Origin of the sequence: Micromonospora sp. URMC 106 (assembly GCF_051386395.1) — a bacterium.
Lineage (GTDB): Bacteria > Actinomycetota > Actinomycetes > Mycobacteriales > Micromonosporaceae > Micromonospora.
On record NZ_JBPQTP010000014.1, the window covers coordinates 83,376 to 93,790 of the forward strand.

Below are 10,415 nucleotides of genomic sequence, written 5' to 3' on the forward strand. Positions count from 1 at the left end.
GGGCGAAACTTTGCGCTGATAAGTCGGATAAAGCCGGGCAGTTCGCCTGTGCTCTTCCTTAAACCTCCAGGTAATTGGCATCACAAAAGGTTCATGGTTCTCGCCCGCCCGGGTGGAAGTCTGCTTACGCTTCGCGTCATGGCAGAAGGTTCCGATACGACGCTGACGGCCGATCAGACCGCCGGTCAGGCCCCCAACGGCCTGGTCGCGGGCATCAAGTCGTTCGCCGCCGGGCACGGCGGGGCGAAGGCGGTCATCGAGTACGTCGGCAAGCGCGGCGCCCGCATCGTCCTCGTCGGCGAGGACGGGGTGTGGGGCGACCAGTTCGCGGACGACACCGTCGTCGCGCGGGAGGCCTGTGCGATGGCGGGAGTCACCGTCGAGAACGCCTGGGAGCGTGAACTCATGGACCAGATGCGTCCGAGCAACGACCTCTGGCGGTCGATGGCCCGGCGCTCGATGGCCCGTTGACATAAATTGACCGACCACCACCAGTCGACCCGGGGGGAACCCCGGGTCGCTCTCGTCACCTGTGCCGAACTGCCCGACCTCGACCCCGACGACCGGCTGCTGCTCGCCCCGCTGACCGGGCGCGGCGTGACCGCCGAGCCGGTGGTCTGGGACGATCCCGTCGCCGACTGGTCGGCGTACGACCTGGCGGTGCTCCGCTCGCCCTGGGACTACGCGCTGCGTCGCGACGAGTTCGTCGCCTGGGCGTCGACCGTGCCCGGCCTGGCCAACCCGGCCGACGTGGTGCGCTGGAACACCGACAAGCGCTACCTGGGCGAGCTGTCGGCGGCCGGGGTGCCGACCGTGCCGACGTCCTGGGTCGCGCCGGGGGAGACCTGGCAGCCGCCCGCCGAGCGCGGCGAGTACGTCATCAAGCCGGCGGTCAGCGCCGGCAGCCAGGACACCGGCCGCTACGACCTGGCCGACCCGGAGCACCGGGGGCTGGCCGCCGCGCACGTGCGGCGGCTGTCGGACGCGGGCCGGCTGACCATGGTGCAGCCGTACCTCGACGCGGTCGACACGGTCGGCGAGACCGCGCTGCTCTTCCTGGCCGGGCCGGCGGGTCCGGCGTTCAGCCACGCCATCCGCAAGGGCCCGATGCTGACCGGCCCGGACCTGGGCACCGAGGGGCTCTACAAGCCCGAGGAGATCACCGCCCGCACCGCCGCCCCGGAACAGTTGGCGGTGGCGGAGCAGGCCCTCGCGGCGGTGCCCGGCGGTCCGCAGCGGCTGCTCTACGCCCGGGTGGACCTGATCCCGGGTGCGGACGGCGCGCCCGTCCTGGTGGAGCTGGAGCTCACCGAGCCGTCGCTGTTCCTCGGATACGCCGACGGCGCCGCCGACCGGCTGGCCGACGCGATCCTGGCCCACCTGCGCCGCCCGCCGCGCGGCGCCTGAGCCCGGGCGGCCGGCTTGCCGCCCGTCAGGCGGCGACCGGGACGGCGTCCTCGGCGGGGGCGGGGTCCGGGGTCGGCGCGACGGGGCGGCGCGTACGGGTGGACCACTGCACCGAGAGCGTGGCCAGCAGCACCAGGCAGGAGCCGAGCATGTGCGCGCCGACCAGGAGCGCCGGCAGGTTGGTGAAGTACTGCACGAAGCCGATCACGCCCTGACCCAGCTCCACCGCGACCAGCACCACGGCGGCCCGTGCTGCCCGGTCCGCGCCGACCGCGCGGAAGGCGAAGACGAGCGCCACCGAGAGACCGATCAGCAGGAAGACGCCGTCGGCGTGCACCTGGGCGATCGTCTCCGGGTCGAGCCCGTTGCGGGCCGCGCCGTGGTCGCCCGCGTGCGGGCCGCTGCCGGTGACCCAGGTGCCGACCACCAGCACGGCGGCGCTGACCACGGTGGTGAGCACGGCCAGGGTCCGCAGCGGCGCCGGAACCACGGCCACCGCCGGACCGGCCGGGTCCTTGATCCGCCGCCAGAGCGCGTACGCGGCCGCGATGACGAGCATCGAGGCGAGGAAGTGCAGGCCGACTACCCACGGGTTGAGGTCGGTGAGCACGGTGATGCCGCCGACGATCGCCTGGGCGGGGATGCCGAAGAGCACGGCGACCGCCAGCGGGACCAGCTCCCGCCGGCGGGGGCGGTGCAGCAGCACGGCCACCAGGACGGCCAGCGCGATGACGCCGACGGCGAAGGTGAGCAGGCGGTTGCCGAACTCGATCGCCCCGTTGATGCCCATCTCGGCGGTTGCCACGTACGACTCGTCGGTGCACCGGGGCCAGGTGGGGCAGCCGAGACCGGACTCGGTGAGCCGGACCGCCCCGCCGGTGACGACGATGCCCACGTTCGCGATGATCGAGGCGAGCGCGAGACGGCGCAGCAGGGCGGTGGAGACCGGGAACCGGACGGATGGAGTCACGGCGCAAATCCTACGCACCGTAGTGATCGAGGTTCGTGCGACTCCGCCGGCACGGTGGTTCGGATCACCGGGACCCGGGTTTGCGGCCCTCCGGCGAATTACGTAACGTGGGCGTTGTGAAAAACGCGGCGGCGCTCTCGGGGCAGCAGCCGGCGGCCCCCCCGGCCGCCGGTCAGTCCGCGTCCGTCGCGGATCTCTCCACCCGTGACCGGGTCACCCAGCTGCTGTTGGAGCGGGGTGCGACCACCGCCGCGCAGCTCGGCTCGGCGCTCGGGCTCAGCCCGGCCGCGATCCGCCGGCACCTCGACGCGATGCTCGCCGACGGTGACGTGGTCGCCCGCGACCAGACCGTCCGTGGCCACCGGGGCCGGGGCCGGCCGGCGAAGGTGTTCCTGCTGACCGACGCGGCCCGGGGCCGCTGCGGCACCCACCACTACGACAACATGGCCACCGCCGCGCTGCGCTGGATCGCGCGCAACGGCGGCTCCGAGGCCGTCGAGGCGTTCGCCACCGACCAGGTCGCCGCCCTGGAGGCCCGCTGCCGGGCCGCCATGGAGGATGCCGGCGACGACCCCCTCGCGCGGGCCGAGGCGCTCGCCGGGGCGCTGACCGCCGAGGGCTACGCTGCCAACGCGTCCACGATCGCCTCCGGCGGCCAGCTGTGTCAGCACCACTGCCCGGTGGCGCACGTGGCCGCCGAGTTCCCCCAGCTGTGCGAGGCCGAGACCGCGGTGATCTCCCGCCTGGTCGGCACCCACGTGCAGCGCCTGGCCACCATCGCGCACGGCGACGGGGTGTGCACCACGCACATTCCCGCCCAGCCGGGGCGTGCCCAGTCCGGTAAGACCGTCACCACTGTGAGGACAGATAGATGACCGAGCAGATCGTCCAGCCCCTGACCCAGGAAGAGCAGCTCGCCGCCCTGGGTCGCTACGAGTACGGCTGGGCCGACCCCGACGTCGCCGGGGCGGTCGCCCAGCGCGGCCTCAACGAGGCGGTGGTGCGGGACATCTCGGCCAAGAAGAACGAGCCGGCCTGGATGCTCGACCTGCGGCTGAAGGGCCTGCGGCTGTTCGGCCGCAAGCCCATGCCGGCCTGGGGCGCCGACCTCACGGGGATCGACTTCGACAACATCAAGTACTTCGTCCGGTCCACCGAGAAGCAGGCCACCAGCTGGGAGGACCTGCCTGAGGACATCAAGAACACCTACGACAAGCTGGGCATCCCCGAGGCGGAGAAGCAGCGGCTGATCGCCGGTGTCGCGGCGCAGTACGAGTCCGAGGTCGTCTACCACAAGATCCGCGAGGACCTCGAGGAGCAGGGCGTCCTCTTCCTCGACACCGACACCGCGCTGCGCGAGCACGAGGACATCTTCAAGGAGTACTTCGGCACGGTCATCCCGGTCGGCGACAACAAGTTCGCCGCGCTGAACACCTCCGTGTGGTCCGGCGGCTCGTTCATCTACGTGCCGAAGGGCGTGCACGTGGAGATCCCGCTGCAGGCCTACTTCCGGATCAACACGGAGAACATGGGCCAGTTCGAGCGGACGCTGATCATCGTCGACGAGGGCGCGTACGTGCACTACGTCGAGGGCTGCACCGCGCCGATCTACTCCTCGGACTCGCTGCACAGCGCCGTGGTGGAGATCATCGTCAAGAAGAACGCCCGGTGCCGCTACACGACCATCCAGAACTGGTCGAACAACGTCTACAACCTGGTCACCAAGCGCGCCGTGTGCCACGAGGGCGCGACCATGGAGTGGATCGACGGCAACATCGGCTCCAAGGTCACCATGAAGTACCCGGCGGTCTACATGACCGGCGAGCACGCCAAGGGCGAGGTGCTCTCGGTGGCCATGGCCGGCGAGGGCCAGCACCAGGACGCCGGCGCCAAGATGGTGCACGCCGCCCCGCACACCTCCTCCACCATCGTCTCGAAGTCGATCGCCCGCGGCGGCGGCCGGACGTCCTACCGCGGTCTGGTGCAGGTGCTGGAGGGCTCGACCAACAGCCGCAGCACGGTCAAGTGCGACGCGCTGCTGGTCGACACCATCTCGCGCTCGGACACCTACCCGTACGTCGACATCCGTGAGGACGACGTGTCGATGGGGCACGAGGCCACCGTCTCCAAGGTCAGCGAGGACCAGCTCTTCTACCTGATGAGCCGGGGGCTGAGTGAGGACGAGGCGATGGCGATGATCGTGCGCGGCTTCATCGAGCCGATCGCCAAGGAGCTCCCGATGGAGTACGCCCTGGAGCTCAACCGCCTGATCGAGCTGCAGATGGAGGGCGCGGTCGGCTGACCCCGCCCGGCCCTCGCGCGGCCCGGACCCGTCGCGTCGCGACCAGCCCGACTGACCCTCCGACTACGCAGAACAGACCAAGGAAGAGATGACTACCCAGGCTTCCGCGCCGCCCAGCACCAAGTCGCAGGCGCTCCGCTCGTACGACGTCGCCGACTTCCCGGCCCTGACGGGCCTGGAGGAGGAGTGGCGCTTCACCCCGCTCAAGCGGCTGCGGGGCCTGCTCGACGACGCCGCGGCGTCGGCCGGGCAGGTCGTCACGCAGGTGTGGGCGCCCGACGGCGTCACCGCCGAGTGGGTCGAGCGGGACGACGCCCGCCTCGGCCGGGTGCTGGTGCCGTTCGACCGGCTCAGCGCCCAGGCGTGGAGCCGGTTCGACAAGGCCCTCGTGGTGACCGTGGCGCGGGAGGCCGTGCTGCGCGACATGGTCTCCATCGAGACCCGCGGGCAGGGGGACGGCGTCGCCCACCAGCACATCCTGCTGGACGTGCAGCCGCTGGCCGAGGCCACCGTCGTGCTCGACCAGCAGGGCAGCGCGACGCTGGCCGACAACGTCGAGGTGACGGTGGCCGACGGGGCGAAGCTGACCCTGGTCACCGTCGCCGACTGGGCCGACGACGCCGTGCAGGCCCAGCACCTGAAGGTGAAGCTGGGCCGGGACGCCAAGGTGGTGCACGTCCAGGTCAGCCTCGGCGGCGACCTGGTCCGGCAGTACACCTCGGTGGAGTACACCGAGCGGGGCGGCGAGGCCGAGCTGTACGGCCTCTACTTCGCCGACGCCGGGCAGCACCTGGAGCACCGCCAGCTGGTCGACCACAGCGTGCCGGACTGCCGCAGCTACGTCGGCTACCGGGGCGCCCTGCAGGGCGAGAGCGCGCGCACCGTCTGGGTGGGCGACGTGCTGATCCGCGCCGAGGCGACCGGCACGGACACGTACGAGATCAACCGGAACCTGCTGCTCACCGACGGCGCGCGGGCGGACTCCGTACCCAACCTGGAGATCGAGACCGGCGAGATCGCCGGCGCCGGCCACGCGAGCGCGACCGGCCGCTTCGACGACGAGCAGCTGTTCTACCTGATGGCCCGGGGCATCCCGGAGGCCGAGGCGCGCCGCCTGGTGGTTCGCGGCTTCTTCGCCGAGCTGATCAACAAGATCCCGGTCGAGGAGCTGCGCGAGCGGCTCGGCGACGCCATCGAGGCCCGACTGGCGAAGGCCGGCGCCTGATGATCAAGATCTGCTCGACCGAGGACGTGCCGAAGGGCACCGCGATCAGCGCGGACGTCGACGGCACGCAGATCGCGATCGTGCACGGCGAGGACGACGCCTTCTACGCCGTCCACGACGAGTGCTCCCACGCCGCGGTCGCCCTCTCCGAGGGGGAGGTCGAGGGCTGCACGCTGGAATGCTGGCTGCACGGTTCCCGTTTCGACCTGAGGACCGGCGAGCCGACCGGGCTGCCCGCCACCGAACCCGTTCCCGTCTATCCCGTCGAAGTCCGCGACGGCGACATCTACGTCAGCCTGACGCCGAGCAATGGAGTGACCCGATAATGAGCACCCTGGAGATCCGCGACCTGAAGGTGTCGGTCAAGCTGCCCGAGGGTGAGCTCAAGCCGATCCTCGCCGGGGTAGACCTGACGGTGAAGTCGGGGGAGACCCACGCGATCATGGGCCCGAACGGGTCCGGCAAGTCGACCCTGGCCTACTCGATCGCCGGCCACCCCAAGTACGAGATCACCGGCGGCTCGGTGACCCTCGACGGCGAGGACGTGCTGGCCATGTCCGTCGACGAGCGGGCCCGCGCCGGCCTCTTCCTGGCCATGCAGTACCCGGTCGAGGTGCCCGGCGTCTCGGTGGCCAACTTCCTGCGTACCGCCAAGACCGCCATCGACGGCGAGGCGCCGAAGCTGCGCACCTGGGGCGGCGAGCTGCGCGGGGCCATGGAGCGCCTCCAGATGGACCCGGCGTTCGCCCAGCGCAACGTCAACGAGGGCTTCTCCGGCGGCGAGAAGAAGCGGCACGAGATCGTGCAGCTGGAGCTGCTCAAGCCGAAGATCGCCATCCTCGACGAGACCGACTCCGGCCTCGACGTGGACGCGCTGCGCGTGGTCAGCGAGGGCGTCAACCGGGTCCGCGACACCGGCGACACCGGGATGCTGCTGATCACCCACTACACCCGGATCCTGCGCTACATCAAGCCCGACTTCGTGCACGTCTTCGTCGCCGGCCGGATCGTCGAGCAGGGCGGCCGGGAGCTGGCCGACAAGCTCGAGGAAGAGGGCTACGAGCGGTACGTCGCCGGGGCCGGTTCGGCGCGGGCCTGAGCGAAGGACCAGCTGAGGTGACCACCATCGCGATCCCGCCGGGGATGCCGCAGTACGACGACGTGCCGCGTTACGACGTGGCCACGGTGCGCGCCGACTTCCCGATCCTCGACCGGGAGGTCAACGGGCACCGGCTGGTCTATCTCGACAGCGCCAACACCTCGCACAAGCCGCGGCAGGTGCTCGACGTGCTCGCCGAGCACTACGCGAGGCACAACGCCAACGTGTCCCGCTCGGTGCACACGCTGGGCACGGAGGCCACCGAGGCGTACGAGGGCGCGCGGGCGAAGATCGCCGCGTTCATCAACGCGCCCGGCGTGGACGAGGTGGTGTTCACGAAGAACTCCACCGAGGCGATCAACATCGTCGCGTACGCGTTCTCCAACGCCTCGCTGCGCCCCGACGCCGACCCGCGGTTCCGGCTCGGCCCCGGCGACGAGGTGGTGATCTCCGAGATGGAGCACCACTCGAACATCGTCCCGTGGCAGCTGCTCTGCGAGCGCACCGGCGCGACGCTGCGCTGGTTCCCCGTCACCGACAACGGGCGCCTGGACGAGTCCGGGCTGGAGGACCTGGTCACCGAGCGGACGAAGATCGTCTCGCTGGTGCACATGTCCAACATCCTCGGCACTGTCAACGCCACCTCGCGGATCACCCAGCGGGTCCGCGAGGTGGGGGCGCTGCTGCTGCTCGACTGCTCGCAGTCGGTGCCGCACATGCCGATGGACGTGGTCGACTACGACGCCGACTTCATCGTCTTCACCGGGCACAAGATGTGCGGGCCGACCGGCATCGGAGTGCTCTGGGGCCGCGCCGAGCTGCTCGCGGCGATGCCGCCGGTGTTCGGCGGCGGCTCGATGATCGAGACGGTGTCGATGGCGGGCTCGACGTTCGCCGCGCCGCCGGCCCGGTTCGAGGCGGGCACCCCGCCGATCGCCGAGGCGGTCGCGCTGGGCGCCGCCGTCGACTACCTGAGCGGCATCGGCATGCGCGCCATCCAGTGGCACGAGAAGGAGCTGACGGCGTACGCGCTGGACGCGCTCAGCTCGGTGCGCGGGCTGCGGATCTTCGGGCCGACCGTGCCGGTGGGCCGGGGCGGCACCATCTCGTTCGCCCTCGGCGACATCCACCCGCACGACGTGGGGCAGGTGCTCGACTCCCTCGGCGTGCAGGTGCGGGTCGGCCACCACTGTGCCCGGCCGGTGTGCACCCGGTTCGGCGTGCCGGCGATGACGCGGGCCTCGTTCTACCTCTACACCACCACCGAGGAGATCGACGCCCTGGTGGCGGGCCTGGAGCAGGTGCGGAAGGTGTTCGAGTGAGCGGCGACGCGGGAGCCCGCGGATCTACGGGAGTTCAGCCTGATGCAGCTTGAGTCTCTTTACCAGGAGATCATCCTGGACCACTACAAGCACCCGCACGGTCGTGGCCTGCGGGACGCGGGCGATCCGGCGGACCGGGTGGCCGAGGCGCACCACGTGAACCCGACCTGCGGCGACGAGGTCACCGTCCGGGTGGCGACCGACGGCGACGTGTTGCACGACGTCTCGTACGACGGCATGGGCTGCTCGATCAGCCAGGCGTCGGCGAGCGTGCTGCACGAGCTGCTGGTCGGTCGGGGCGCGGGTGAGGCGTTCCAGGTGCACGAGGCGTTCGTCGAGTTGATGTCCGGCCGTGGCCAGGTCACGCCGGACGAGGACGTGCTCGGTGACGGGGTCGCGTTCGCGGGCGTCGCCCGCTACCCCGCCCGGGTCAAGTGCGCGCTGCTGCCGTGGATGGCGTTCAAGGACGCCGCGGCACGCGCCGGCGTGGGCGTGAGCCCTTCGGAGGTTAAGGCATGAGTAGCGAGGACACCGCCACCGCGGCGACGCCGGCGGCCGAGGGCACGGCGGCGCCGGAAACGGCCGCCGCCGCGCCGGCCACGGACGCCGCGCCGGCGGCCCGGGGGAAGGCCGCCGTCGCCGACATCGAGGAGGCGATGAAGGACGTCGTCGACCCCGAACTGGGCATCAACGTGGTCGACCTCGGCCTGGTGTACGGCGTGCACGTCGACGACGACAACGTCGCCACCCTGGACATGACGCTGACCTCGGCGGCCTGCCCGCTGACCGACGTGATCGAGGACCAGGCCCGGCAGGCGCTGACCACCGGGCCGGGCGGCGGCCTGGTCGACGACATCCGGATCAACTGGGTGTGGCTCCCGCCGTGGGGGCCGGACAAGATCACCGACGAGGGGCGCGACCAGCTCCGCTCCCTCGGCTTCAACGTCTGACCCGGCCCAGCGCCGGTCCGTCGAGCGCGCCGCCCCTCCCGGGCGGCGCGCTCGACGTGTCTCTCCTCCCTGCTCCGGCTCGCGCCGCCTGCCTGACTGCCGGCCCGTCCGTGCGGGCGGCCCTGGCCGCCGGCCTGAGCCGAGATCCAGGTGTCGTGGGCGCTGGTGGGCGCCAGGCCGGGCCGGGATCGTGGCGAGCGGGAGGGCGTCACGGCCGTGACGGGTGGTGGCGTCAGTGGCTCCGGCGTAGCCGTACGACCGGGATCTGGCGACTGCCGGCGCGTTGCTGGTAGGCGGCGAAGGCCGGGCTCTGGGCGACGAAGCCGCGCCAGGCGGCGGCGTACTCGTCTCCGGCGAGTTCCCCGGCGGTGACGGCCACGACGTCGTCGCCGGTCTCGATGACGGTGTGGGGGTGGGCGCGCAGGTTGAGCAACCAGGCCGGGTGCTGCCGGGCGCCGGCGGCGGATGCGGTGATCAGCCAGGCGTCGCCGTCGCGCGGGCCAGCACGGGGTTGATCCGCTCTCCCCGCCCCCGCCCGCCCCGCCGAGGGCGGTGACCGTGGCGGTCAGCAATTCGGTGGCGGGGGGTGCGATGGGGGAGCAGGATCGGGGCGTGATCGAGACGTACCCGATGAAGCCCGTCCTCGTTGCCGCGACCATCGTCGCGCGGCGACAGCGGACGGTGCGCGGGTTCGTCTCGAGCCGCCACCGACCGTCGTGACCGGGGCGTTCCTGGCCGGTCTGGTCGCCGGCTACGGCGTCGCCGTTCCGGTCGGCGCGATCGCCGTGCTCATCCTCGGGCTCAGCGCCCGCACGTCGTTCCGGGTCGGTGCCGCCGCCGCGTTGGGGGTGGCGACGGCCGACGGGCTCTACGCCGCCGTGGCGGCCCTCGGCGGGGCCGCCGTCGCCGGGCTGATCGCCCCGGTCGCCGGGCCCTTGCGGCTGGCCGCCGCGGTCGTGCTGCTCGCCCTCGCCGGCCACACCGCCTGGCGCGCCCTACGACCCCGCACCGGGCCGGGCGTCCCGGCCGGCACCCGCCGGGGCCTGGACACCCCGATGCGGGCCTTCGGCGGCGTGCTCGCGCTGACCCTGCTGAATCCGGCGACGGTGGTCTACTTCGCCGCCCTCGTCATCGGGCGGC

General features: G+C 71.9%; 12 protein-coding genes and 1 pseudogene. 11 read left to right on the forward strand and 2 right to left on the reverse strand.

Annotated elements, in window-relative coordinates; genetic code table 11:
• The first annotated feature begins 138 nt into the window (after positions 1-138).
• Both ACSNOB_RS07430 and ACSNOB_RS07435 read left to right on the forward strand, forming a co-directional pair.
• Positions 139-471: a hypothetical protein gene (locus tag ACSNOB_RS07430; RefSeq protein ID WP_393103776.1), complete on the forward strand. Its 333-nt coding sequence runs from the start codon at positions 139-141 to the stop codon at positions 469-471.
• Between the two features lie 6 nt (positions 472-477).
• A complete protein-coding gene (locus ACSNOB_RS07435) occupies positions 478-1,407 on the forward strand; it encodes an ATP-grasp domain-containing protein (protein WP_436685850.1) in 930 nt (309 codons plus the stop codon).
• 25 nt (positions 1,408-1,432) lie between these two features.
• On the opposite strand, the gene ACSNOB_RS07440 is transcribed toward ACSNOB_RS07435, so the two are convergent.
• A complete protein-coding gene (locus ACSNOB_RS07440) occupies positions 1,433-2,395 on the reverse strand; it encodes a COX15/CtaA family protein (RefSeq protein ID WP_436685851.1) in 963 nt (320 codons plus the stop codon).
• A 98-nt stretch (positions 2,396-2,493) separates the two neighbouring features.
• Between ACSNOB_RS07440 and ACSNOB_RS07445 the strand changes: the two genes are divergently transcribed.
• The 8 genes from ACSNOB_RS07445 (at position 2,494) to ACSNOB_RS07480 (ending at position 9,275) form a co-directional block, all read left to right on the forward strand.
• Positions 2,494-3,252, forward strand: coding sequence for a helix-turn-helix transcriptional regulator (locus ACSNOB_RS07445; protein WP_393103782.1), 759 nt, complete (start codon positions 2,494-2,496; stop codon positions 3,250-3,252).
• Positions 3,249-4,679, forward strand: coding sequence for a Fe-S cluster assembly protein SufB (sufB, locus tag ACSNOB_RS07450; protein WP_393103784.1), 1,431 nt, complete (start codon positions 3,249-3,251; stop codon positions 4,677-4,679). The genes ACSNOB_RS07445 and sufB overlap by 4 nt, the downstream gene beginning before the upstream one ends.
• Positions 4,680-4,767: 88 nt before the next feature.
• The gene (gene sufD, locus ACSNOB_RS07455; protein ID WP_436685852.1) at positions 4,768-5,904 is read left to right on the forward strand and encodes a Fe-S cluster assembly protein SufD; all 1,137 of its coding nucleotides are present in this window, start codon (positions 4,768-4,770) and stop codon (positions 5,902-5,904) included.
• Complete coding sequence (locus ACSNOB_RS07460) at positions 5,904-6,230, forward strand: non-heme iron oxygenase ferredoxin subunit (protein WP_436685853.1); 327 nt, start codon at positions 5,904-5,906, stop codon at positions 6,228-6,230. Before sufD ends, ACSNOB_RS07460 begins: the two co-directional genes overlap by 1 nt.
• Entirely contained in the window at positions 6,230-7,003 is a 774-nt protein-coding gene (gene sufC / locus ACSNOB_RS07465) for a Fe-S cluster assembly ATPase SufC (protein ID WP_393103790.1), read from the forward strand. Before ACSNOB_RS07460 ends, sufC begins: the two co-directional genes overlap by 1 nt.
• A gap of 17 nt (positions 7,004-7,020) precedes the next feature.
• Complete coding sequence (locus tag ACSNOB_RS07470; RefSeq protein WP_436685854.1) at positions 7,021-8,325, forward strand: cysteine desulfurase; 1,305 nt, start codon at positions 7,021-7,023, stop codon at positions 8,323-8,325.
• A gap of 42 nt (positions 8,326-8,367) precedes the next feature.
• Positions 8,368-8,844: a Fe-S cluster assembly sulfur transfer protein SufU gene (gene sufU, locus ACSNOB_RS07475; protein WP_393103794.1), complete on the forward strand. Its 477-nt coding sequence runs from the start codon at positions 8,368-8,370 to the stop codon at positions 8,842-8,844.
• Entirely contained in the window at positions 8,841-9,275 is a 435-nt protein-coding gene (locus tag ACSNOB_RS07480; protein ID WP_436685855.1) for a metal-sulfur cluster assembly factor, read from the forward strand. Before sufU ends, ACSNOB_RS07480 begins: the two co-directional genes overlap by 4 nt.
• 232 nt (positions 9,276-9,507) lie before the next feature.
• Here the strand turns inward: ACSNOB_RS07480 and ACSNOB_RS07485 are convergent.
• A pseudogene (locus ACSNOB_RS07485) lies at positions 9,508-9,777 on the reverse strand (nitroreductase/quinone reductase family protein); the annotation flags it as partial.
• A gap of 214 nt (positions 9,778-9,991) precedes the next feature.
• Here ACSNOB_RS07485 and ACSNOB_RS07490 point away from each other — a divergent pair.
• The coding region (locus tag ACSNOB_RS07490; protein WP_436685856.1) for a LysE family transporter at positions 9,992-10,415 on the forward strand (424 nt) is incomplete at its 3' end.